This window comes from Metabacillus sp. RB-C-LZQ-3-1 (genome assembly GCF_058315175.1).
The window spans coordinates 13,336-35,547 of record NZ_JBZFLI010000032.1 but is presented as its reverse complement, the minus strand read 5'-3'; the positions used below and the strand labels follow the sequence as shown (position 1 = coordinate 35,547).

At 33.3% G+C, this 22,212-nt stretch carries 42 protein-coding genes; 38 read left to right on the top strand and 4 right to left on the bottom strand.

Annotation, left to right across the window (positions count from 1 at the left end; translation table 11 throughout):
* Nucleotides 1–110 precede the first annotated feature (110 nt).
* The 4 genes from AC4GZ8_RS25440 to AC4GZ8_RS25425 all read right to left on the bottom strand — a co-directional run bounded on the left by AC4GZ8_RS25440 (nucleotide 111) and on the right by AC4GZ8_RS25425 (nucleotide 3,177).
* Nucleotides 111–1,304 carry a site-specific integrase gene (locus tag AC4GZ8_RS25440; protein WP_491084681.1) on the bottom strand — a complete coding sequence of 398 codons (1,194 nt, stop codon included), beginning with the start codon at nucleotides 1,302–1,304 and terminating at the stop codon, nucleotides 111–113.
* Nucleotides 1,305–1,393: 89 nt separating this feature from the next.
* Entirely contained in the window at nucleotides 1,394–2,149 is a 756-nt protein-coding gene (locus AC4GZ8_RS25435; RefSeq protein ID WP_491084680.1) for a hypothetical protein, read from the bottom strand.
* A 121-nt stretch (nucleotides 2,150–2,270) separates the two neighbouring features.
* On the bottom strand, nucleotides 2,271–2,711 hold the full coding sequence (locus AC4GZ8_RS25430) for an ImmA/IrrE family metallo-endopeptidase (RefSeq protein WP_491084679.1): 441 nt from the start codon (nucleotides 2,709–2,711) through the stop codon (nucleotides 2,271–2,273).
* Nucleotides 2,712–2,724: 13 nt separating this feature from the next.
* Nucleotides 2,725–3,177: a helix-turn-helix domain-containing protein gene (locus tag AC4GZ8_RS25425; RefSeq protein ID WP_491084678.1), complete on the bottom strand. Its 453-nt coding sequence runs from the start codon at nucleotides 3,175–3,177 to the stop codon at nucleotides 2,725–2,727.
* Nucleotides 3,178–3,328: 151 nt separating this feature from the next.
* Between AC4GZ8_RS25425 and AC4GZ8_RS25420 the strand changes: the two genes are divergently transcribed.
* From AC4GZ8_RS25420 to AC4GZ8_RS25235, 38 genes are all read left to right on the top strand, one after another.
* Nucleotides 3,329–3,556 (top strand): helix-turn-helix domain-containing protein, encoded by a 228-nt coding sequence (locus AC4GZ8_RS25420; protein WP_491084677.1) that lies wholly within the window; start codon nucleotides 3,329–3,331, stop codon nucleotides 3,554–3,556.
* A 68-nt stretch (nucleotides 3,557–3,624) separates the two neighbouring features.
* A complete protein-coding gene (locus tag AC4GZ8_RS25415) occupies nucleotides 3,625–3,942 on the top strand; it encodes a hypothetical protein (protein ID WP_491084676.1) in 318 nt (105 codons plus the stop codon).
* Between the two features lie 44 nt (nucleotides 3,943–3,986).
* Entirely contained in the window at nucleotides 3,987–4,553 is a 567-nt protein-coding gene (locus tag AC4GZ8_RS25410; protein ID WP_491084675.1) for a helix-turn-helix domain-containing protein, read from the top strand.
* Nucleotides 4,554–4,566: 13 nt separating this feature from the next.
* The gene (locus AC4GZ8_RS25405) at nucleotides 4,567–4,884 is read left to right on the top strand and encodes a hypothetical protein (protein WP_491084674.1); all 318 of its coding nucleotides are present in this window, start codon (nucleotides 4,567–4,569) and stop codon (nucleotides 4,882–4,884) included.
* Entirely contained in the window at nucleotides 4,881–5,231 is a 351-nt protein-coding gene (locus tag AC4GZ8_RS25400; protein ID WP_491084673.1) for a hypothetical protein, read from the top strand. Before AC4GZ8_RS25405 ends, AC4GZ8_RS25400 begins: the two co-directional genes overlap by 4 nt.
* 319 nt (nucleotides 5,232–5,550) lie before the next feature.
* Entirely contained in the window at nucleotides 5,551–5,730 is a 180-nt protein-coding gene (locus AC4GZ8_RS25395; RefSeq protein ID WP_491084672.1) for a hypothetical protein, read from the top strand.
* 14 nt (nucleotides 5,731–5,744) lie between these two features.
* The gene (locus AC4GZ8_RS25390; protein WP_491084671.1) at nucleotides 5,745–6,794 is read left to right on the top strand and encodes a DnaD domain-containing protein; all 1,050 of its coding nucleotides are present in this window, start codon (nucleotides 5,745–5,747) and stop codon (nucleotides 6,792–6,794) included.
* Entirely contained in the window at nucleotides 6,787–7,185 is a 399-nt protein-coding gene (locus tag AC4GZ8_RS25385; protein WP_491084670.1) for a DUF6906 family protein, read from the top strand. The genes AC4GZ8_RS25390 and AC4GZ8_RS25385 overlap by 8 nt, the downstream gene beginning before the upstream one ends.
* 3 nt (nucleotides 7,186–7,188) lie before the next feature.
* Nucleotides 7,189–7,386, top strand: coding sequence for a hypothetical protein (locus tag AC4GZ8_RS25380; protein ID WP_491084669.1), 198 nt, complete (start codon nucleotides 7,189–7,191; stop codon nucleotides 7,384–7,386).
* Nucleotides 7,383–7,508 carry a hypothetical protein gene (locus AC4GZ8_RS25375; RefSeq protein ID WP_440768407.1) on the top strand — a complete coding sequence of 42 codons (126 nt, stop codon included), beginning with the start codon at nucleotides 7,383–7,385 and terminating at the stop codon, nucleotides 7,506–7,508. The genes AC4GZ8_RS25380 and AC4GZ8_RS25375 overlap by 4 nt, the downstream gene beginning before the upstream one ends.
* An 11-nt stretch (nucleotides 7,509–7,519) precedes the next feature.
* Nucleotides 7,520–7,900, top strand: coding sequence for a replication terminator protein (locus tag AC4GZ8_RS25370; RefSeq protein WP_491084668.1), 381 nt, complete (start codon nucleotides 7,520–7,522; stop codon nucleotides 7,898–7,900).
* Between the two features lie 12 nt (nucleotides 7,901–7,912).
* On the top strand, nucleotides 7,913–8,620 hold the full coding sequence (locus tag AC4GZ8_RS25365; protein ID WP_491084667.1) for a hypothetical protein: 708 nt from the start codon (nucleotides 7,913–7,915) through the stop codon (nucleotides 8,618–8,620).
* A 67-nt stretch (nucleotides 8,621–8,687) separates the two neighbouring features.
* A complete protein-coding gene (locus AC4GZ8_RS25360) occupies nucleotides 8,688–9,503 on the top strand; it encodes a phage antirepressor KilAC domain-containing protein (protein ID WP_491084666.1) in 816 nt (271 codons plus the stop codon).
* A gap of 22 nt (nucleotides 9,504–9,525) precedes the next feature.
* Entirely contained in the window at nucleotides 9,526–9,963 is a 438-nt protein-coding gene (locus tag AC4GZ8_RS25355; RefSeq protein ID WP_491084665.1) for a hypothetical protein, read from the top strand.
* Nucleotides 9,964–9,996: 33 nt separating this feature from the next.
* Nucleotides 9,997–10,179: a hypothetical protein gene (locus AC4GZ8_RS25350; protein ID WP_491084664.1), complete on the top strand. Its 183-nt coding sequence runs from the start codon at nucleotides 9,997–9,999 to the stop codon at nucleotides 10,177–10,179.
* Nucleotides 10,180–10,230: 51 nt separating this feature from the next.
* On the top strand, nucleotides 10,231–10,353 hold the full coding sequence (locus AC4GZ8_RS25345) for a hypothetical protein (RefSeq protein WP_491084663.1): 123 nt from the start codon (nucleotides 10,231–10,233) through the stop codon (nucleotides 10,351–10,353).
* A complete protein-coding gene (locus tag AC4GZ8_RS25340; protein ID WP_491084662.1) occupies nucleotides 10,346–10,570 on the top strand; it encodes a helix-turn-helix domain-containing protein in 225 nt (74 codons plus the stop codon). Before AC4GZ8_RS25345 ends, AC4GZ8_RS25340 begins: the two co-directional genes overlap by 8 nt.
* Before the next feature lie 65 nt (nucleotides 10,571–10,635).
* Complete coding sequence (locus AC4GZ8_RS25335) at nucleotides 10,636–10,794, top strand: DUF3954 domain-containing protein (protein ID WP_491084685.1); 159 nt, start codon at nucleotides 10,636–10,638, stop codon at nucleotides 10,792–10,794.
* 30 nt (nucleotides 10,795–10,824) lie between these two features.
* Nucleotides 10,825–11,085: a YosH family protein gene (locus AC4GZ8_RS25330; RefSeq protein WP_491084661.1), complete on the top strand. Its 261-nt coding sequence runs from the start codon at nucleotides 10,825–10,827 to the stop codon at nucleotides 11,083–11,085.
* 117 nt (nucleotides 11,086–11,202) lie between these two features.
* Nucleotides 11,203–11,583, top strand: coding sequence for an ArpU family phage packaging/lysis transcriptional regulator (locus AC4GZ8_RS25325; RefSeq protein ID WP_491084660.1), 381 nt, complete (start codon nucleotides 11,203–11,205; stop codon nucleotides 11,581–11,583).
* Between the two features lie 394 nt (nucleotides 11,584–11,977).
* Nucleotides 11,978–12,520: a tyrosine-type recombinase/integrase gene (locus tag AC4GZ8_RS25320; protein WP_491084659.1), complete on the top strand. Its 543-nt coding sequence runs from the start codon at nucleotides 11,978–11,980 to the stop codon at nucleotides 12,518–12,520.
* Between the two features lie 242 nt (nucleotides 12,521–12,762).
* Complete coding sequence (locus AC4GZ8_RS25315; RefSeq protein WP_491084658.1) at nucleotides 12,763–12,909, top strand: hypothetical protein; 147 nt, start codon at nucleotides 12,763–12,765, stop codon at nucleotides 12,907–12,909.
* A gap of 1 nt (nucleotide 12,910) precedes the next feature.
* Complete coding sequence (locus AC4GZ8_RS25310) at nucleotides 12,911–13,159, top strand: hypothetical protein (protein ID WP_491084657.1); 249 nt, start codon at nucleotides 12,911–12,913, stop codon at nucleotides 13,157–13,159.
* On the top strand, nucleotides 13,159–13,473 hold the full coding sequence (locus AC4GZ8_RS25305; RefSeq protein ID WP_491084684.1) for an HNH endonuclease: 315 nt from the start codon (nucleotides 13,159–13,161) through the stop codon (nucleotides 13,471–13,473). Before AC4GZ8_RS25310 ends, AC4GZ8_RS25305 begins: the two co-directional genes overlap by 1 nt.
* A gap of 3 nt (nucleotides 13,474–13,476) precedes the next feature.
* Entirely contained in the window at nucleotides 13,477–13,623 is a 147-nt protein-coding gene (locus AC4GZ8_RS25300; RefSeq protein WP_491084656.1) for a hypothetical protein, read from the top strand.
* Nucleotides 13,624–13,848: 225 nt separating this feature from the next.
* Nucleotides 13,849–14,013 carry a hypothetical protein gene (locus tag AC4GZ8_RS25295; RefSeq protein ID WP_491084655.1) on the top strand — a complete coding sequence of 55 codons (165 nt, stop codon included), beginning with the start codon at nucleotides 13,849–13,851 and terminating at the stop codon, nucleotides 14,011–14,013.
* Nucleotides 14,014–14,153: 140 nt separating this feature from the next.
* Nucleotides 14,154–14,462 carry a P27 family phage terminase small subunit gene (locus AC4GZ8_RS25290; protein WP_491084654.1) on the top strand — a complete coding sequence of 103 codons (309 nt, stop codon included), beginning with the start codon at nucleotides 14,154–14,156 and terminating at the stop codon, nucleotides 14,460–14,462.
* Nucleotides 14,452–16,113, top strand: a complete 1,662-nt coding sequence (locus AC4GZ8_RS25285) for a terminase TerL endonuclease subunit (protein ID WP_491084653.1) — start codon at nucleotides 14,452–14,454, stop codon at nucleotides 16,111–16,113. Before AC4GZ8_RS25290 ends, AC4GZ8_RS25285 begins: the two co-directional genes overlap by 11 nt.
* Before the next feature lie 14 nt (nucleotides 16,114–16,127).
* Nucleotides 16,128–17,282: a phage portal protein gene (locus AC4GZ8_RS25280; RefSeq protein WP_491084652.1), complete on the top strand. Its 1,155-nt coding sequence runs from the start codon at nucleotides 16,128–16,130 to the stop codon at nucleotides 17,280–17,282.
* 16 nt (nucleotides 17,283–17,298) lie between these two features.
* Nucleotides 17,299–18,045, top strand: a complete 747-nt coding sequence (locus AC4GZ8_RS25275) for a head maturation protease, ClpP-related (protein WP_491084683.1) — start codon at nucleotides 17,299–17,301, stop codon at nucleotides 18,043–18,045.
* Nucleotides 18,046–18,085: 40 nt separating this feature from the next.
* Nucleotides 18,086–19,216, top strand: coding sequence for a phage major capsid protein (locus AC4GZ8_RS25270; protein WP_491084651.1), 1,131 nt, complete (start codon nucleotides 18,086–18,088; stop codon nucleotides 19,214–19,216).
* A 43-nt stretch (nucleotides 19,217–19,259) separates the two neighbouring features.
* Nucleotides 19,260–19,571, top strand: coding sequence for a hypothetical protein (locus AC4GZ8_RS25265; protein WP_491084650.1), 312 nt, complete (start codon nucleotides 19,260–19,262; stop codon nucleotides 19,569–19,571).
* Between the two features lie 10 nt (nucleotides 19,572–19,581).
* Complete coding sequence (locus AC4GZ8_RS25260; protein WP_491084649.1) at nucleotides 19,582–19,878, top strand: phage head-tail connector protein; 297 nt, start codon at nucleotides 19,582–19,584, stop codon at nucleotides 19,876–19,878.
* The gene (locus AC4GZ8_RS25255) at nucleotides 19,862–20,206 is read left to right on the top strand and encodes a hypothetical protein (protein WP_491084648.1); all 345 of its coding nucleotides are present in this window, start codon (nucleotides 19,862–19,864) and stop codon (nucleotides 20,204–20,206) included. The genes AC4GZ8_RS25260 and AC4GZ8_RS25255 overlap by 17 nt, the downstream gene beginning before the upstream one ends.
* Nucleotides 20,199–20,606, top strand: a complete 408-nt coding sequence (locus AC4GZ8_RS25250; RefSeq protein WP_491084647.1) for a hypothetical protein — start codon at nucleotides 20,199–20,201, stop codon at nucleotides 20,604–20,606. The genes AC4GZ8_RS25255 and AC4GZ8_RS25250 overlap by 8 nt, the downstream gene beginning before the upstream one ends.
* Nucleotides 20,590–21,021: a hypothetical protein gene (locus AC4GZ8_RS25245; RefSeq protein ID WP_491084646.1), complete on the top strand. Its 432-nt coding sequence runs from the start codon at nucleotides 20,590–20,592 to the stop codon at nucleotides 21,019–21,021. The genes AC4GZ8_RS25250 and AC4GZ8_RS25245 overlap by 17 nt, the downstream gene beginning before the upstream one ends.
* Entirely contained in the window at nucleotides 21,021–21,608 is a 588-nt protein-coding gene (locus AC4GZ8_RS25240) for a phage tail protein (RefSeq protein ID WP_491084645.1), read from the top strand. Before AC4GZ8_RS25245 ends, AC4GZ8_RS25240 begins: the two co-directional genes overlap by 1 nt.
* 61 nt (nucleotides 21,609–21,669) lie before the next feature.
* Entirely contained in the window at nucleotides 21,670–22,149 is a 480-nt protein-coding gene (locus AC4GZ8_RS25235; RefSeq protein WP_491084644.1) for a hypothetical protein, read from the top strand.
* The last annotated feature ends 63 nt before the right edge of the window (nucleotides 22,150–22,212 follow it).

The window sequence follows — 22,212 nt, the reverse complement described above, 5'->3', positions numbered from 1 at the left end:
ATGGGCGGCATGATGTAATTTAACGCTCACAAACCTTGGATTATCAAGTGTTAAAGCGTATTGCATTAAGTCTTTCGCCTGAAAAAATCACATTCCAATCACAATTATTTTCAATTTCCAAAATTGAGGATGTTTCCAAGGGTCTCATTGAGCTTTTGAGAAGCATCCTCTTTCATATTTTTAGTAACATGTGTATATATTCTCATAGTTGTTTTAACATCTTCATGTCCAACACGTTTCATTATTGTTGGAAGATCTACTCTTGCAGCTGTTAACATACTTATATGAGTATGACGAAAAATATGTGGTGTAGCATGCTTCTCTATGGAAGTGTACTTCAATAGTCTTTCCATACGGACTAGAATGTTCTTTGGTGCAAATGGATATCCATTTTCTCTACAAAAAACAAAGTTCCCTTCATGGAAATCCTCATATCTCTTCCTACCGTCATTGAGTAGTTTCATTTGTTTCAATTTATGTTGTTTGAGTAGATTTGTTATATAAACTGGTACATCAAAAGTGCGAATAGACCCGTCTGTCTTAGGTGGGGTGAGTTCATACTCACGCATGTTATTAGTTTCATTTGAGAGCGTTTTGGTGATTCGAATCATATTAGTTTTGAAAGTGATATCTGACCATTTTAAAGCACATAATTCACCAGAACGCATTCCAGAAAAAGCGAGTAAATAGAACCTTTCTCTATCAAGGTATAAACCATGTTTTTCAACTGCATCAAGAAATTGAGATAATTCCTCAAGCTCTAAATATTCATCATCAATATTTGTGTTTTCTATTTCTTCAACTGTTTTGCGCTTTTTCGGAATAACTGCATGAATAGTAGGACTGGACTTAATAAGATTTTCTTTCATTGCATATTTAAATATCATACCAGCAGTAACGTGAACTCCCTCCATCGTTGTTTTGGCATAGTCTTGTTTTGACAAATCTATAAGGATGTTTTGATACATCTTATTTGAAATTTTATCAATATTAACCTTCGCAATATAACGGTTTAGTATTTTAATTTCCTTCTCTCTTATTCGTACAGTATTACGCTTAACGCCTGTTAATTTGTATACCTCCAGCCACTCTAAAGCGAATTTATCAAAAGGCAGATTTTTGACTCTTTTTTCATCAATTCCATCCTCCTCTAATTTTCTTAATGCCTCACGTACACGACTTTCAGCTTCTTTTTTAGTTTTTCCTCTTCGTGCAATTTGTTTCCTTTCACCTGTAACAGGGTCTCGAGGACCATCTGCAACACAAAGCCATTTCTTACCTTTAATCAATTCCCTGAAATACATGGTATTCACCTCGAATTTTTAGAATGTATGTTCGTTTAAAGTTTGCTATATATACCCTTCATCAAGATAAAGGGCAAAAAAATTATAGTTTATTCAATCGACAGCAACTTTTCGTTCATTTGCTCTTCATTAGAGATAACTTCTTGACTATCAACTTGTTCTACTCCTCGATAGGTGTACTTTGTATTTTGAAGAAAGTCAAATGCGAAAGAATCAATCGCCTCATAAAGATCATCATCATAATAAGTTTCAATTACTGTTGATATAAAAATGTTTGAAAGCATGTATTCATGATTGTCAATGTCATTAAGATACTTTTTGTTTTTATATTCGTTAATAATGTATGATTGAAAACTTTCAATTTCTTTTTCAGTTGGTTTGTATTCACTTGCAATTATAGATACTTCATCAAACTTTTCTGTTTCTGTCTTGGTGGAATTTGCAATTTTATTTACTTCGTCCTTCCACGTTTCAGGATCCTGTTCTGGTTGAGTCGATTCTATAACAGCTTCTTCTTTTGCTACGTTATCTTTTGTAATTTCATCTTCCTCTTGTTCAACTTCTTCTACATTTGACTTCAAATTATTTTTCTCCTGTTCCTCTTGTTGAGCCAGTTCTTTTGATTCTAGTTTTTCTTTTCTGTTAGTCTCTTGTTGAGCTTCAATTTTTGATATTTCCTCTGGTGTTAAAGTAATACTAAACCCTATAAAACTTAGTATTAGTAAGATTCCATAGATCGCTATAACTTTTTTCCTGTATTTCATAAAAACAAATTTTGGCTTAATTATTCCTAATATCAATGCTAGTAGTGAAAGAACAATAATTAAACTAAATGCAGCTGCCATATCATAATTCACCCATTTCTAAATTTGATTTATATGTATAAAATGGTTAAAAGAACCACAGATAAGTAAAATAAAAACACGCATCTTGTTCGCGTGATTCTTAAGTTCAATGAAAATATTACTAGTTAAATTTCAAATTTTTTAGATGAGCAAGCTCCCGAGGAACACCATGGATATCACATAAATCATAAATTGATAAATTAGTATCTTGATATTCAGTGATATGCTCATCTAGAATTGACAATTCAACTGCGAAAGTATTAGCTTCAACTTCTATCTTTTCAGTAGAAAAGAAGGTATGTCTTTTTAAAAAGGGTGTGTTCGCTTTCGGGTGAAGGATAGCATGTCCTAATTCATGTGCGCAAACAAACTTCTTCAAATGCTCTTCTAAATATTGATTTATGTTAATAAATTTAATCCGGCTATCATGAAAATAAAAACCTAAACTATCCCCTAAATCAGCATATTCGATTTGGATCCCCTTATTCTTTGCAATTTCAAAAGGATTGTTTGTTTTGTGCTTCTTTACTATCTTATTAACCGTATTTTTAATTGCCCCCACTAACTAACTCCCCTTATTCATTATCTTTTCTATATTTTTTAGGAGTAAATTTCTTTTTAGCTATCTGTTTAGCTGAACGAAGATTACTTTCAATTTGAGCTTTTATTAATTCCCTGGTTACTTCATCCATAGGTTCACCTGCAAATGATAATCCTACATCACTTTCAAGATCGCTTAATATTGATTCTAGTTTTCTTGCAATGTCTTTTTCATCTTTTGGTGTTAATGTTGCCTTTCTGATACTTTCTTCGCTTCCAATTAAAAACTCAGGTCTACCTAATAGATAATCAACTGAAACACCATACAAACTAGCCATTTTCTCAAGTGTCTGCGTATCTGGGTCACGATAGTTTCTTTCATATCCAGATAAAGTACCATTAGAAATACCAAGTAACTTAGCTGCTTGTATTTGTGTAAGTCTTTTCAGTTCTCTAGCTTTTTTTAACCTTTTACCTAGTTCAGCCATGTATTCCCACCTCAAAATAAATATATCATCATTTAGCGTTACGTTAAATATTTTAAGCGATAAGCTTAAAATATAGTTGACAATAGCGCAACGCTTAATTTATACTTAAAACAGATAAGCGGAACGCTTAAAAAAATTAGGGGGTGTAAACTTGACACCAATACACATTAGAGTAGAAAACGTTCGAAAGGCTAGGGGGGTTACAAAGACACATGTAGCTAAAGCATGTAATAAGACAGTTGCTTGGTATTCAGACGTTTCTAAAGGAAAAATAAGATTAACCGTAGATGACCTTGAAATAATAGCAAAATGCTTAAATGTAGATGTAAGAATTTTTTTTGATAACAAATTAAGCGTTACGCGCAATTCTAGTGCTTAAAAATATAAAATTTAATGAAACGTAATAATATCAAAAAGTCTTAAGGTAATTCTGAAAGAGGTGAATTTATGCAAATCTCGTTAAAAGAAATTGAAGAAAAAATCTTCAATCTTCAGTTACAAGCAATGATCCAGAAAGCATATGAACAAGGTGTTGAAGATGGCCGTACAAAATTTTCAACACCACAAATGCTAACACGCTCTGAGGCTATGGAGTTTTTAAAGTGTGGTCCAACCAAAATGTCAGAACTAATGTCTAGACCGGACTTCCCGGTTATAAATGAATTCGGAAAAAGAATTCCAACCCACTTGTTAATGAAATGGATAGAAAAGAAGACACGTTGGGTTGAAGATAACACTCAGTATTTTGATAAAAAAATCATTTAATTATATTTTACTACCTAAAACTGAATAATTATGGAGGAGAACATATGTCGAACAAACCATATTCTAGACACAATATAAATCATCTAATGAGAGATTTAAGAAATCAGTCAGGGTTCAGCCAAATCGCACTTGGTAAAGTAATTAATCGTACTCAAAAGCAAATTAGTGATATTGAGAATGGATTGGTTGAACCAACTCCGGAATTAGCAATTAAATGGTTCACTGCACTAGGAGCATTTGAACATGTTGATTTAGTTCACTACATATACGATTTACATCCATTAGCAGCTGCACCAATTAATCCGCAATTAAACGAGGATTTGGGAAGAGCCATATTAAATCTAAAGCAACAAATTCAACATGCTCTTGATTCTATTAACCAGATTGAGGAATGGATGACAGACCTAAGACCAGGAGTAGTTGCTGATGTACCAATGAATGATTTCAGAGAGCTATTTGATTTATGTCCTGGAGTTCGAACAACGCTATATGCACTTAATAGGGAATTTGGCATTAATCTTAAATCTTTATCAGATGACTGGACGAGGAAGTCACTTTCAACAAGGGTAGCAATGCCAAGGTATGAAGAAAGGGAGCTAATGCATGTATAAGGAGGAAGATAAATTGAATCCGTTTGTAAAGGGAAATCAAATTGATTTTGATGCAGTTGAGAAGGAAACTTCTGTTGGGTTTGTCAATTACATGAAAGAGAAATTGTCCTATGAATTTGAAAATCAAAAAAAATTCATCGATTTTTTTATAGCTACTTCGAGAGTAACAAAAACAATTATCGTATTATCTGATATAAAAATTTATCAGTTCACTTTTTATCTAAAGGATGATTTATACCGTGTTAAAAGCTTTGGTGCTTGGGGAGCAAAACTTCTAATCGATAGAGGAACGTTAACTGGTTATTACGATGAAGATAGGAGAATCATATGAAACAGTCAATTAAACTAACAAACTTTCAAAAGGATTTGGCTCTAGTTGCAATGAGAAATTACAGGAAAACATTAAATGGTTCTGGTCAAAAGTTATTTGATATCTCATATAAAAAGGTTCAACAAATGGAGAAAGAAATTGAATTGGATGGCATGGAAATGATTCATCTTACACAAGCTTTAAGGTTTCAAGGAAAACATTACTTCCATAAAAAAAATAAAGAAATGTCAATGTTGTATCGAGATTTAGGAAATCAAATTGAGAATATTAGATACGCATTTCAACATAAGAACAATCCTTTATTGAAAAGTAAAAAAGCAGCAAGTGCTGGCACACTCACTGCTTAAAGGGAAATTTTCAAATAGATTCTACATCAATTCTAACATGTACATGTTAGAACGACAAGCTTAATAAGTTCTTGTCGTCATAACTAGGAGTGTTTTTCCTCCTTATTTCCCAAGAGCCCTTTTCCACTCCTGGTTATGACGATGTGAACTTGTTACTAATACATATGCAAATATAGGACAAGCTATGCATCAAATTTATGAAAAGGAGGATTAACATTGGAACACTATACGCAAGCAGGTATTGTTTTACTATTTTGTTTAGTTTGCGCAGTCTATGTGTGGTTAACGATGGATAAGTCAGAAGAAAAGGGGAGGTAACATGCTTTTTGAAATTGATTTATTCGTGAAAGTAAAAAGCAATTTCAAAACGATTCACTCTACAATCGTGTTTGCAGACACGGTTACAGAAGGTAGAAAGAAAGCGTCAGAAATTGCAAATAGTCTTATTAGTAAAAAGTATAAAGAAATTCAATTTGATATTCAAGAATTTATTGTGTGAAAGGAGTGAAACAAGTGGCTACTAAACTAGGACGTATTGTGATTAAGCAAGAACTTGTGGAGCTCACTGGGGATTATAAGTTAGCAATCGTTTTAAATCAAATGATTTACTGGTCTGAGAGAGTTGCAGACTATGACAAATTCATCAAAGAAGAGAAAGAACGCTTAAAAGCAGAAAACATCGATAGTGAAGAAATCAGTTTGCAAAATGGATGGATATACAAGAAAGCTGATGAATTGGCAGAAGAGTGCATGATAACATCCTCAGAAGCAACGATGAGGCGTTATTTAGACAAGTTGGTAGAGAAGGGTTGGTTGTCTAAGAGGAACAATCCTAAGTATAGATGGGATAAAACATTTCAATACAGAGTAGAGTTGCACAAAATTCAAATAGACCTTAATCAACTAGGTTTTGCTCTTGATGGTTATGCTCAAGTTTTGAATGACGACTCGAAAAATCAAATTGACGATTCGAACTTTCAAATTGACGATTCGAAAAATCAAAATGAAAGTTCGAACTTTCAAAATGATGCTCCGAACTTTCACGATGAAAGAGCAATACCAGAGATTACTTCAGAGATCACTTCAGAACTTAAAAAAGAAGTTGAAGAAGAAGCATCCACCCAATCACCAAATGCATATCGATTTTTCGAAGATAACGGATTTGGAACAATCACTCCATTTGTTCACGACAAAATTGAGTATTGGGAAAATTGTATGTCTACTGAGCTCGTCATTAAGTCTATGGAAATCGCTGTTGAATCAGGTGTACGCACTTGGAAGTATGTTGAAGCAGTATTACGAGATTGGGCAAATCGGAACCTAAAGACAGTTGAACAAGTTCATGCAGCTCAACTTGCGTTTAGAGAAAATAGGTCAAAACGTCAAAGTAAGCCAAAACAACGTACAACCAGAAAAGAACTAATTCCTGATTGGTTGAATAATGAAGGTGAACCTCAAACAAATAGCAACGGTGAACCGGAATTAAGTAAAGAAGAATTTGAAAAGCAGAAGAAAGAATTGTTCGAGCGAATAAAGAAAAACAGGGGCAATAAAGATGGTTAATTATCCTTTTTGGATTCGCATTGAGTATCGAGAGTTAGATAACTCATATTCCAAAGGATATACAGGTAGCGTGCTAAACGAAAATCACTTTGTTGATGTTGTGGCAAGAAACTCTTTAAAACTATCAACAATTAAAAAATTCGAGATTAATAACAAGGAGTATCCTGTTGCAAAGTTAACCCGAATTTTTGAAAAAGCAGAATTTATAAAGAGGGAGGTATCCGAGAAGTTGAAACAAGGTAAAAATCCTACTAACGCACAGAAAAAACAAATTAAAACTGCTGGTCTAGAGCCTAAAGATTGGCTAATAGTGAAGAACCTTTCGGATAACAAAGGTGAATTACATCTTATCAACAGAACGTCAGGGAAACCTCATGTAATTGCGGTGTAACGTATGAAATTGGTAGAAAAAGTCTTAATTAATGAGCTTAAAAAAGACCCGATTAAAGTACAAAATATGGTTCTTAACATGGAAACATTGGACCTAAAAACTAGGTCGCAAATTTTAGCATTAGCAATCGTTTATGAGCATCCAGAAAACCATGAACTTAGGAGTCCTTTTAAAATTAATAATTCGGAGGTGCGAAAATGAGTCTTGGAAAATTATGCAGTTATTTATACAAGTCTGCTAGAGTACTAGCTGATGTTAATGCAATTAAAAAAGGAACATATCATAAACGCCTTAAAAACAGATACATGAAAAAGTTATTTTGAGGAGGATATACATGTCAAATAAAATCATTGATTTAAATTCGTTTGCTGGTGGTGCCCTATCAGAAAGGTTAAACACAGATTTACAAAAAGTACTAGAAAATATTGCTGACCCAAACACAGATGGGAAAAAGAAGCGAAAGTTAACTTTAACAATCACCTTCAATGCTGATGAATCACGTGATGTGGTGATGACAAATGTAGTCTCAAAATTAACACTTGCTCCAGCACATGCAATCGAAGCCAAGCTATTAATGGATTTAGACGGCAAAGGTAAGGTTACTGGGGCTGAATTGAAGTCCGGTGTTAAAGGTCAAACATTTATCGATGAACAAGGTGATGTTTCCGATGACCAGGGCAACAAAATTATTAATCTAAAACAACAATCAAACTAGGAGGAATGAAAAATGATTAAAGAGGCATTTCAGTACATTGTTAACTTAGGAAATACTCGTATTGAGAAAGTGGGGAATCAAGTTTATTCAACACAAGAGTTATATGAAGTACCTGAGCCAACACCTAACACTATCCAAATTCGTAGTCTATCAGGATTAGTCGAGTATTTACAATCAAAATTCGATGGTGACAAAGAGTTAATGATTCATGTTGAATCACCAACACAAGTCTCTGTATTTAGCAGCTTCAATCGGGATGCAAAACGTGAATTTTTAATTAAAGCCAATGCAATGATACCAACGTATGATTTTGACCGTTGGTATGATGCAGAAGCATTCAATATTAAATTGCAGTCCGTATTTGTAAAAAATGAGGATAGAGACATTATGCTACAAGTAGTTGGTAACATACGTGAAGAAGAAGTGAAAACAATAGGTGATGATGGAGTATCTCAAGCAGTTTCAGCAAAAGTAGGAATCGCAACAGTAGCAACTGTTCAAGTGCCGAATCCAGTAGTACTGAAACCTTACCGAACATTTGTTGAAGTAGATCAACCTGAAAGTGAATTTATATTCCGAATGAAAAATGGCCCAAGCTGTTCATTATTTGAAGCAGATGGTGGTGCTTGGAAGATTACTGCAATGCAAAACATCAAGGAGTATTTACATAATTCTTTGGAGGAAGAAATTAATTCAGGAAAATTAGTAATAATAGCTTAAGAAAAAGAGAGTAGGAGAAACGTAGCTGTTTCTCCTACTAGATAACTAAAGAAGGGAGAGATAATGTATGAGTACTTTGAAAGTGTTAGCGAACGATATGGTTCCTGTATATGAAAACGAGAACGGAGAAAAATTGGTTGATGCAAGAGAATTACACGAAAAATTGATGGTAGGAAAGGATTTTACATCATGGATTAAAGGACGTATTGAAAAATTTGATTTTGTAGAGAATGAGGACTATTTTTTAACGCTCACCAAAATTGGGGAACGTGGAAATGTAACAAGACATGATTATTACTTAACAATCGATACTTCGAAAGAGATTGCGATGGTTCAAAATAACGAGATGGGAAAGGCGATAAGGAGATACTTCATTGAAGTCGAAAAACGAACTAAACAATTAAACTTTCCTTCTTACATGATTGATGACCCAATTAAACGAGCAGAAAAATGGATCGAAGAGCAAAAACATGTGCAGTTATTAGAAACGAAAACAGCAGCATTAGAACAGCAAGTATCAGAATATAAACCAAAAGTTACTTATTTGGACATGATCCTTAATTCAAAAGACACTGTTACCATTTCACAAATCGCTGAAGACTATGGAATGTCTGGGAGAAAAATGAATCTGTTATTACATGATGTTGGTATTCAATATAAGCTTAATGGTCAATGGCTATTGTATTCCACTCACAAGGGTAAGGGATATACAAAATCAATGACTGTAGATGTATTTCATACAGATGGAACTCAAACAGTGAAAATGAATACTCGTTGGACTCAAAAAGGTAGATTATTTATCTATGAAAAATTAAAATCCAAAAACATCTTACCTCTCATGGATTTGGAGAATGAATCTTTCAAAAAAATAAGTAACAAATAGGATTAGGTAAGGGAGGTTAACGATGTTAGAAGGAATTTGTATTGATACAGAAAATACAGCTGTCCTTACAGAAGGTGAACGATATTATCTTTTTCCAAATGGAAAGGAACATTATTATGTTTCAAATTTCCCCAATAAGGGAGCTCACACAGGATGCTTTCAGGCGAAACATTTTAAGTTGATAAGCAAAACAGAACTGGATAGAGAAAAGGTTTATATTGCTTACATGTATCGCAAGGAAGGTTATCCAGAATTGGAACTTATTGAATACTATATCAAACCCAAAAAGACACATTGCAATATCTATTATGATAAGGCATTGACTCAATTCAAAGGGTGTTTTCCTTTAGAGTGGTTCACTGATTTTGAGGAAGTCGAACCGGAATCAATGAAAAATGAGCCGATTGTTGAAGACATCTATTTTGAAAGTGATGATAATGGTCAGCTTTTGCTATTTTGACAGAAAATGCGACCTTAAGGAGTGAGACTTTGTATGACAAACCCAAAATGTGTATTTTGCAACAAGCCATTTAAAAAAACGGATGAAATTTTAACTGTTGATAGTCTTGAAAATCATGTTCATGTTGATTGTCATTATGATTACTTATCAAATCAACATTTAAATTCATCGTACTCATTAAATGAATTAATAGAAGCACTGAAAGAAATTGAGTAGTTCGCAATTCGGATAAATTGTGAAGGAGTGAAAAGATGAAAGAGTGTAAACATGAAAATTACGAAACTATTCCTATTTATGGCACTGATGAAACGATTACAATATGTCATGATTGCGGTTATGAAATTTAATAAGTGTTACATTTCGATTAAAAAGGATGATAAAGATGCATGAAGAAATAACGCACGAAGAGTTTGCAGATTTTGTTAAATTTATGCGCAAATCAACAGGAATGAATAAGAAAACTTTTGCTATTGCTCTTGGTGTAACCGTGACAACAGCTAGAGCTTGGGAGACGGGTCAAAAACTGCCAAGGGATCCTTACAATGTTATAAATACAATTCGGAACGTAGTGAAGTTAAGAATTAAGAATAAGAAATTGACTGCATAAAAAAAGCCGAGATTACTCTCGACCCGACCTAAACTTATTATAACACGGGAGTGGTCTCGGTGAAAATGATTGCTGAAATTGACTTGATGAATGATAAAAAAATGTATGTTGTAAAAGATGGGAAACTTATAGAACATGACCTTCCTGATTATGGTGAAACTGTAATTATTACTCTGGGTGGGAAAGTAGATAGATTGGAAACTACTGTAAAGAAGAAAATCTGACGAAAAAGTTAAATAAAGGAGATTGATATAATGAGATATTTTGAAGTGCTAGACCCACATTACGCTTTGTTAAAGGCTGAAAATAAAGAATCAGCAAAATTAGAATACAATGCTTCTGTTGCCGAATTAGAAGATATAAATAATATTTATGAAGTTCCTGAAGATTACGCTTTAGTTAGATTTAGTCAAGCTCCAGGTGAAAACAATAAATTGATTGAACCTAAAACGATATTAGATGATTTTAAAGACCCTAAAGTCTGTCTGTTACTTATTGATGGGAATTTACTCTAATCAATCTTACAGAAAAAATATATAATGCCTAACGGAAAAACCGAGGGCACTAATCAAGATAGCATGATTTATGCTTTATTGATTGGTGTCCTCTTTATTTTTAAGGGGGAGAAAAATATGCTCGCAGAACAATTATCATTATTGGAGGAAATTGATGAAAAGGAAGTAAGGAAATTAGTGATTAAAGAGTTAAAAAATTATCGTGCTGCAAAAGTTCAACTAGAAAACAAAAAGGAATGTGATGAAGCTGGTGTTACTCTATTTCCTTCATTACGTAATTCGTCAGAAATAAATGAGTTAAAAGTTAAGCAGATTGAGAGAGCTTTAAACAATAGTCTAGATGAAGATGAAAAGCTGATAATTAAAAAGAAATATCTCTCAGCTGGTCGTGTCAAGGATATTAGCATCTATATGGAACTTAATATGAATAAGGACCCTTATTATGAATTGAAAAGAAGGGCAATTAATACAATTGCAACAGCACTTGGAATAATCTGAGTGTTGATTTTTCCGATAAAATCACGACAAAATCACGACAAAATGTGGGATAAAACTAGGGACTATTTATTTATGGATAAAAGATAAGATTTTCTCATAAGCAATTGGGCTTATGGGAGAAGCATCTTTCCTTTATCAATGATGTACTCGTAAAGGTTCTGCAGGATGAGGAAGTGTATCTGGTTAACGAGGGAGATACATGGAGTCTTAAGCGCGCCAGGCAAAGAGGGTTCTGAAAGGAACTAGCGACCGAATCGTACGGGGGTTCTGAAATTACTATTTCATTTTGTAATTTCTCAATCTCAGCCATTCTCTCGGTGTATTGGGGAATTTAAATTAAACTAAGCTATTAGCATAAGGTGGTGCTTATCATATAAAGAAGTGGTGATGATAAATGAATTTAGTTCAACCAATACGTGATAAGGATTTAATTCAAGAAATAAAAAAATATTTAAAGCAAAAGAATGAGAGAAATTTCATTCTTTTTTTATTTGGTATCAACACTGGTATGAGAATATCAGATATTTTAAAACTTAGAGTAAGAGACGTTGAAGGTTGGAGTGTTTATGTACGTGAGGGCAAAACAAAAAAACTCAAAGAAGTTTGGATGCCACCTGAATTAAAGAAGGAAGTTCGCCAGTATGTAAAGGGAAAAAACAAGAATGAATATTTATTCAAGAGTCGAAAAGGAATAAATAAACCAATAACTAGGGGTATGGCATATGTGATTCTCCAAGAGATTGCAGAAGAATTTGGATTAGAAAGAATTGGCACACATTCATTTAGAAAAACATATGGTTATCATCATTACAAACAATTTAAGGATGTTGCAGCATTGCAAGAAGCATTAAATCATAGTGATCCTAAAATAACTTTAAGATATATAGGAATTAATCAAGATACTCAAAATAACTATCAAAAGAAATTAAGAATCTAACATTCTTTTTTATTTGTCTGTTTCAATTAGCTACAAAAAGTATACTGTCTAATTCATTATATAGTGACTCTCAAACGCTTGAGAATGCTTGATTTCGGCGTTTGTTACGAATTATACACTTTACCTGTTGTAGATAATTCAGAAGGTTAAAATCAATGATTATATAGGTGTGAAAGAGGTTGTTTTTTTGTTCAAAACAGGCTCTTTTTTTTAACCTCATTTTTAGGATAGTGGGTGATTATATGAAAATATCTTATGCTCTGAATAAAGAACAAAAGAAGAAACCTAATGACAAGGACCAGGACGAAAAAATAAATTGGTCTGAAATAATGGGAACTAATAGACAAAGACTTAAGCGCGGTAAAGGTGGAGCGATGAGGAGGAAATAAAGTGAAGGATAGAATTTTAGATTATATTAAAGAGCTAGAAATACGACTTTTAGATTCTGGCGAACAGTTACCATCGATGAGAGAAGACGTTAAGCACTTACTGAATTATGAAAAGGTTGCAAAACATCACTCTCTAACAAATGAACAAGTAAAAAAGATAAAAAGGTTTTTAGATAATCACTATGATTATGGCATGGATATATGTTGTTGTGACATTGAAAGAGTATTAGAAATGAAGGTTGATACTTGATGGAACTAAAACAATTAAATGAACTTATTGCACAGGACAACCTTGTTAAGTTCTACAAATGTAAAGAGTGGAGAAGGTTAAGGCTTGAGGCATTAATAAGGGATAACAATGAATGCCAATTGTGTAAAAGAAAAGGTAAGTATAAGAGAGCCGAGAACGTTCATCACATAAAAGAAGTAAAGACACATCCACATCTTGCTTTAACATTAGATAACTTACAATGTCTTTGCATTAGATGTCATAACGAGGTACATGACCGTTTGGAACAAGAGAAAAATAAGATACCTAAATTTATGAATGTTGAGAGATGGTAGCTGATGAAGTATAAACTTGCAGAGCATAAATGTATTGATAGAATATGCAGCTATACAGAAACAGATCACAAGAATCCTGATGCTAGAAAGTGTCCAAGGTGTGGAATGCCAACAAATATGAAATATGTAAAGAAACATGGTGATAGATGATGATAACTAAGTGTGAATCAATGTGTAGTTGCATTCGATGTCTTTTGTCTCCTTATATCCAAAAGGGATTAAATAAACGTATGGAAAGTGAACTGTTAAGGCAGCATCCATTGTCTAGCGATAAATCATTCGAATAAAGGAAGATGGATTATAGGAACTTCATAAGAAATAAATAACTGTTCGCTAAGTGGATATATAAATGAATTGAGGAAAGTTGGTAATGATATGAATGCACATGTTAAACAACTAGTGAAAAAAAGATTGGAATTCCTTGAAACGCAAGAGCAAGAGATTGAAAATCATATAGAATACATCAAAGACAAATTAATTAAGGAAGAAGAAACACTTAAAAAGATACGCGAAGAGAAAAAAGCTTTGAAAGAAGAATAAAAATACCCCCCGGTCAAAAAATTTGCCTTTTATTTTGGGAACCGTTCAACGGGGAGGGGTGAGGATTAAATATCTGGGAGCAATTCTCGCTATATAAATTTGGAGTTAATTGGAAAATAAGTGGAAGGAGGGAGTGGAAAATGGCGAGAAATAGCAAAGCACAAAGAAAGCGAATTGAGAAGGATTTATTAAGTCAGCTGGAAGAAAAACGGATTAGTGGTTCTCATTATGTTGATTTGGTACAAGACTATTTATCTCTTTGGGATGTAAAGAATGAATTGATTGATGACATAAAAACAAAGGGAATAAAAGTTTCAGGGATGCATGGTCCAAAATCTAATCCTTCCATCAATGATTTAAACAAAACAAATGCGCAGATGTTGAAAATTTTATCTGAGCTTGGTTTAAAGGCATCAGCCGAACAGAAAGATGATGACGATGACTTCTAACGTTAAGTTTAATGAACATATTGATTTTTATATGGAGCAAGTTGAAAGTGGAAAAATTAAAGCTTCGAAGGAACTTAAGTTATTAATTAAATATCTCAAGAAAAAATTAAATGAAGAGAAAGATTTAATTTATATTGATCATGATGAGATTAACGAAGCGATTAATAATATAGAAAAATATTTTCCTTTTAAACTTCTACCTTGGCAAAAATTCATTACTGCTTTTATCGTAGGACTTTTTTATAAAGAAGACGACTCATTAGTTTTTAATGAGTTTTTTTTAATGATGGGGCGAGGAGCTGGTAAGAATGGATTTATAGCAGCAATATGTTTTTACCTAATTTCGAAACAGAAAATTAGAAAGTATGATGTTGCGATTGTTGCTACAAATCAAAAACAAGCAAAGACCTCTTTCATGGATGTTTGGGAAGTGCTTGATGACCACTGGAAGAAGTTAAGTAAACATTTTAAAAGGACATTAGAGGTAATTGGATTTTATAAAACAAAATCTAAACTTGAGTACTTTACAAATAATGCAAAAACAAAAGATGGTCTTAGACCAGGTGCTGTAATCTTTGATGAAGTACATGCATATGAAAGTGAAGATAATATAAAGGTCTTTACCTCTGCACTAGGGAAGGTACCACGACCGCGCCGTTTTTACATTACAACAGATGGGAATATACGTGATGGCTTTCTTGATCACATGAAAGAAGAAGCAAAGATGCTACTTAATGGGGAAATAAAGAATAGTAGATTGTTTCCATTCATTTGTAAACTTGATTCTCCAAATGAAGTCCATGATAAGAGTAATTGGGAAAAAGCGAATCCATCCATTAATTATTTCCCTCATTTACGATTAGAGATGGAAACAGAGTATAACAATATAGAACACAGAAAGTCAGCGAAACTGGAATTTATGACAAAGAGGATGAACATTCCGTCCCAAGATGCATATGACCTTGTTGCAGAATGGGATAAAATTTTAGCGACTAATCAAGAAATACCTGATTTAAGTGGATATGAATGTATAGGTGCATTTGACTATTCGGACACTATTGATTTCGTTGGTGCAGGTCTATTTTTTAAAAAAGGTGAAAAACGTTATTGGCTGCATCATACATTTATTAACCAACAGTCTCTTGACCAGAATAATTATAAAGTTGATATTGAATTAGCTAAAGAGCAAGGATTAGTAACAATCATTAAAGAACAAACAAACAAACCTATATACTTAGTCAATTGGTTTGCTGAGCAAGCAAAAAAATATCGTATTAAAATGATTGCTGGTGATATGTATCGAATCAATTATGTGAGAGAAGAATTTGAAAAGGCTGGTTTTGATAATCTTATTATTGCAAGAAGTGGAAGCAAAACCCACACACAATTGCAGCCAATAGTTGAAGATCTATTTGCGTATGAAAATCTCGTTTATGGTGACGACTTAATGATGAGATGGTATACAAATAATGTTTTCATTAAACGCGATAGTAAGGGGAATATCACATATGAAAAAATTGAGCCACGGTTAAGGAAGACCGATGGCTTTTCTGCTTTTCTTCACGCATTACAATTCAATTCAGAATTAAAAGAAAGCATTCCACTAAATGCCGAAAATGTTAAGAAGATATTCAAATCATTTAGTTATTGAAAGGTGGTGAATCTGTGGGTTTTTTAGATTGGATTAGTGGTTTATTTGGGACAAGTAATACAATAAAAATTAATGGTGCATTTTATGATTTGGGAGTAAATGTTTTTTATAAGCGATTAGCTGTAGAAACATGTATCGACCTTATTGCTAATACACTAACCAGATGTGAATTTAAGACTTTTGATACAGGAAAAGAACATCGTGGTGAAATCTTTTATCTATTAAATGTCCAGCCAAATCAAAATCAAAACGCTTCTGAATTCATGCATAGTCTTGTGAATCACTTAATTATGAATAATGAGTGTTTAGTAATCATGCAAAATAGGCAACTCTATATTGCAGACAGTTTTAATCAAATTGAATTTGCATTATTGGAAAATAGATATGATAGTGTGACAGTTGGTGATTTGACTTTTAATAAATCATTCAAAGAGTCTGAAGTCCTTCATTTTAAGTTAAATGATCGTAATATTATGAATGTTATTGAAGGATTGTATAAAGACTATGGCAAGTTATTGTCTTCAGCAATGAATTTTTACAAAAGGAAAAACAATAAGAGGTATCTCATTAAAGGTAACTTTCTAAGAGCACAAGATGCCGAGACTCAAGAGGCTATCAATGAAATGTTTGAATCACAATTAAAGAACTGGTTTGATCCTAATAAAGAAGGTTCAGCATTCCAATTACAAGAGGGATATACCTTAGAAGATTTGAGCGATGGCCAAAAGGGAAGTGCAGGAAATAATGGAACAAGTCGAGATATAAAAGAAATGGTAAATGATATTATCGATTTTGTTTCAATGGCATTTCATACTCCTAGAAGTTTAATAAAAGGTGATGTTGCTGATGTAGAAAAGCAGATTGATAGCTTTCTAATGTTCTGTATTAAACCGATTGCTAAGCTAATCGCTGATGAATTCAATAGAAAAATGTATACAAAAGATGAGTATCTTGAAAGAACTTATTTAAAAGTTGATACAAATCAAATCAAAGTAGTTGATATAACACAACTTGCAACATCTGCAGATAAGTTATTTGCAATTGGTGGCTTATCAATTGATGATATTTTAATCATGCTTGGTAATGAACCACTGAATGAGGAGTGGTCACGTAAACGTTATGTGACAAAAAATTATCAAGAAGCAGATTCCTTGGAGGGAGGTGAATAGGGTGCCTGGTATTGAAATGCCGAAGATTAGCAAACGATTTGAAGTGTTTAATAAAACGGAAAACGAAGCCGATTTATATTTTTACGGTTCTATTGGTTCTGGATGGTTTGCAGATATTTCTTCGAAAGAAGTCAGATATCAATTAGGACGAATCACAGCTAAGACGATTAATATTCATATTAATAGTCCTGGTGGAGATGTGTTCGAATCAATCGCAATCCATAATTTATTAAAAAATCATAAAGCAACAATTAACGTTCATATTGATGGGTTTGCTGCAAGTGGAGCTAGTGTTATTGCGATGGCAGCTGATAAAGTTATCATGCCAAAAAATACAATGATGATGATCCATCGAGCATGGACATTTGCATCTGGTAATGCAGAAGGTCTCAGAAAAATCGCAAATGATTTAGAAAAAATCGATACAGCTGTAACCGAAAGCTATACTTCCCGTTTTGTGGGGGAGCGTTCAGAATTAGAGCAATTGCTTGCTGAAGAGACATGGTTAACTGCAGAGGAATGTAAAGTATTTGGTTTCTGTAATGAAATTGTGGATGAAATTGAGATTTCAGAAGATGATGAAGATGATGAGGAACAAGTATCTGCAAAGGATGAAATTCTCAACAAATATTTACAACAAATTTCAGCTCAAAGTAATGGTAACGAACCGGATGAAAGAACAAAGGAAAATGATCATGTAGTTTCAAATGCAAATACTTTATATCAATTTTTAAATTCTTTTAACAAAACACGGTCGAAATGATGGTGTTTTTTATTATGTTTCAAAATAGGAGGAACTTATAATGCCGATTGAAAATTTAGATCGAAAAGTAAAAAATGAAAACGAAATGAAGGAAGACCTTTTAAAAGCTATGAATAGTGGTAATGAGGAGGAATTGGCTAATGCGCTAACTTCTTTTGCTAAAAGTATTGAAACCAATATACTCAATGAAGCTCGTACGGCTATGAATGAAGATTTCTCAGACCAACAAGTTATGATTAAACGTGGACTAAATCCTCTCACTACAGAAGAAAGAAAGTATTACAACGAGGTTGTTACAAGTGGAGGTTTTGCTGGTTCAGAACAATTAATGCCAGCAACTGTAATTGACCGAGTATTTGAGGATTTAGTACAAGATAGACCCCTTCTTAGAGCAATTGAGTTTGTTAATGTTACTGGGGTAACGGAATGGATTACTCGAGGAGAAGATGTTCAGGGTGCTTGGTGGGGACCATTAACAGACCAAATCAAAAAAGAACTAGCTCATACCTTTAAGAAAATCAAAACAGACTTATATAAGTTATCTGCTTTTATCCCTGTCTCAAAAGCAATGTTGGATTTAGGTCCTGAATGGTTAGATCGTTTTGTTCGTACAGTACTTGCTGAATCGATTGCCCTTGCACTTGAAGCGGCAATTATTAGTGGAGATGGGAAAGACAAGCCAATTGGGATGTTAAAGAATTTAGCTGGAGCAGTAGTTGATGGTGTATATCCAGATAAAGAAGCAACTGCACTCGCTGATTTTCAACCAGCTACATTGGGTGAAAAAGTAATGGCACCATTAACTAAAGGAGGAAAACGTTCTGTCACTAACGTGATATTAGTTGTCAATCCTCTAGATTACTGGGCGAAAATTTTCAAATTAACAACTATGTTAACTCAAAATGGTTCCTATGTTTATGGAGTACTACCTATACCAGGAACGATTATTCAATCTGTTGCAGTACCACAAGGGAAAATGGTTGCTGGATTAGCTAAGGATTATTTCATGGGAGTAGGTTCAACTCTGAAAATTGAATACAGTGATGAATACAGATTCTTAGAGGATGAACGAGTCTACGTTACTAAGCAGTATGCTAATGGGCGACCAAAAGACAATGACAGCTTCCTAGTTTTCGATATTAGTACTTTAGGGGAAACGCCTACACCTTAATATAAAAATTTAATGATAAATACATGTCTTAGGAGGAAGAGAAATGTTTGAAGTATTAAACGATTTTATTGAAAAAGAGCATAAAGAATTGCTTTACAAAGCAGGGGAAACTTACCCTAAAGCTGGATTTGAAGCAGATCCAAAAAGAGTAGAGTATCTGCAATCAAATAAAAACATATATAAAAAAGCTTTTTTGGGTCCGGAATTAACAAAGGAGACAAAAGAAAAAGCTCCAAAAGAACATATAAAAGTTGAAACAGACTCGGAAGTTTTAACACCATCAAGTGATGAAAATGAAGATAAAGAAGATAAGGAAAAACCTAAAAGAACCACTAAAAAAGAAACGGATAAATAAGGTGGTTTAAATGGATGAACAATTACTTATCGAATTAAAAGATAACCTACGAATTACTTGGAATGATGAAGATACTCATCTGAAAAAAATAATCTCTAAATCAAAGGCGTACCTAACATCTAAAACTGGTGCGTCTTTTGATTATTTAAGTGAGGAATATCCTAAAGACCTTCTTTTAGAAAGATGTCGATATGCCTATAACAATGCTGCAGATGAATTCGAAGAAAATTATCATCGTGAACTTGCACACTTAATTTTGCTAGTAGCTATAGGGAAAGTAGGTGTTATTGGTGAAAGCATACCGTGAGACATTCAATGATGGTTTTTTATCTTATGGAAGAAAACAAACAATACGTTCTAAAGGTAAACGTGTAGGTGAAACTTTTAAAGAAGAAGGAAAACTTGCTTTTAAAGAAATGTCATGTCGCGACAGTGACTATCAAATGGTAGGGATTATGGGATCAAGTTTGGACTATAAGGTGAAAACACTCTATCCACCATCATTCAAAAACATTAATAAAAATAAATTAAAAGTAAAAATTTCAAATACAGAGTTTGATGTCATTAAGGTTGATACAGAGGGAAATAAATATCTTTATTTTTACTTGCAGGAAGTAGGAAGCATTAATGAATGAAAAAGCAAAAAAGTTAATTAGTGAACAAAAGGATACTATCGTAAATGATTTAAAAAGTCATTTTCATATAGAGGTATTTGAAGATGAAATTGCAGAGGATGAAGAAGAGACTTTGCTTAATTCTGATTCTTATCATTGCTTCATTTTGGAAACAAGTGATTTTAGACCAAGCAATGATTTTAAAAAGGTCTCTCAAAATATCATTATTGAATACTATTCAGAAAATCGGGATGATGTTGATGCTGCGATATTAGATATTATTTCAATTGTTTCTAACGTAAAGCTGGTTTATTTCTCAAATGCTAAAAAACAGCGACTGCAAGTTAAAGACATGGACCGTTACATTGATTTTGTGACTCTAACTTTTCAAAGGATGATTCCGATTGAGTGCCAAGTATGAAATTGATTTTAAAGGATTAACAGAACTTGAAAGTAAATTAACCAAGATACCTGGTATGTCGGAACAAATAATTAATGAAGTCCTTCAATCAGATGGTATTGAAATTATTACAGAAGAGATTACAAAGCTAATTCCAGTATCAAGAAGGAAAAATAGGATAAGAAATAAAAATCATGCAAAGAACAGTAAATGGTCAAAAAGTGAAAAACATAATTTGTCCATTACAGTTAAAACTCGCGGTGGTGCAGCAAAAAATCGCGGAAGCTTTGGGTATCTTGTCTTTCCTAACGAAGGTAGAGGTACACACAACTTAGTTGAACAAAGGTTTATGGAAAGAGGATTAAAAAAGGCTACTCCAAGAATTATAGAAAAATTAAATGAAAGAATAGACAGAATGTTAAAGGAGGAATTGTAATGGCAGTAACAACGATCCAAGAATTTGATGCGGTATCCATCAAGAATGCAAGTGTTCAATTCTTTGATGGGGCAACTAAGCAGCAAGGAACAAGATTTGGGTGTTTGGGTTCAATTGAAGGTGAAACAGAAAGTATTACGGTTGTAAAAAACTGTGAAGGAAGAGAAGCTAAATCTAAAACTAAACCTGTGAAAATGAATCTAACAGTCAATGCACATATACCAGTTGCTGTTGCAAGAGATTATTTTGGTCTCAAAACAGATGGGCTTAAACCAGGTATATGGGCTTATGGGGATTTATCTTCAGGAAAAAGGTTTGTCTTTACTGCTGATGTTATCGATGAGTTCGAAGATATTGTTAAGTTAATAGCTTTCGCAAATTGTTCAAATAATGCTGGCTTTAAAATTGCAGTAGAAAACGGAGCAGAAGAAGTTGCACAACTTGAATTAACGTTCACTGCATTAGCTGATAGTTTAGGAAAGTTCTACTATGAAGCTCTTGTTGCTGAATTAGAGGATGAAACAGTTGCTACAACATGGCATAAAGATTTCACACCAGAACTTGTACAAGCCGTACCAACTCCGTAAAGGTCCCTTTTTAAAGGGGCTTTTCTTTTTGGAAAATAATTGTGATAGCGAGGAATCATAAATGAAAATACAAAAAATAACGTTGAAAGATTTAGACATTGTTGAAATAGATGGGGAGTACAAAAAGGTTTATAAAAATGAGAAGAGTTATCCAGCTTTTCTTACGAATTACTCACTAAAATCCGGAAAAGACCAAGGGTTAATTGAAAGTTCATTATTTAGTGACCTTTTAAAATTGCAAGGATTAGAAAAACTATCTAGTTCACAAGCAGATATCGATCCAGCTGTATTTGAAAATATTGACGAATCAAAGATGATGCAAATCATTTATCTGGCTTTTAAAGGAGCAAATAAAAACAGTGAGTTATCTTTGGATGGTTTCTTAGAAAAGTATCATGCTACTTTTGACGAAACATTAGAGCTTTATATGAATCTAATCATGGATTTAATGGCAAAGGATCCAAATCAATTTGCTGCTGGATTAAAGAAGAGCACCAATAAAAGTAGGAATAAGGGAAAAAAGCACTACCACCAACGTTAATTATTGAAAGTGTGGAAGACCTCTATGTCTTATATTGTTTGGGAGCAAAAATAGATTCAGAGA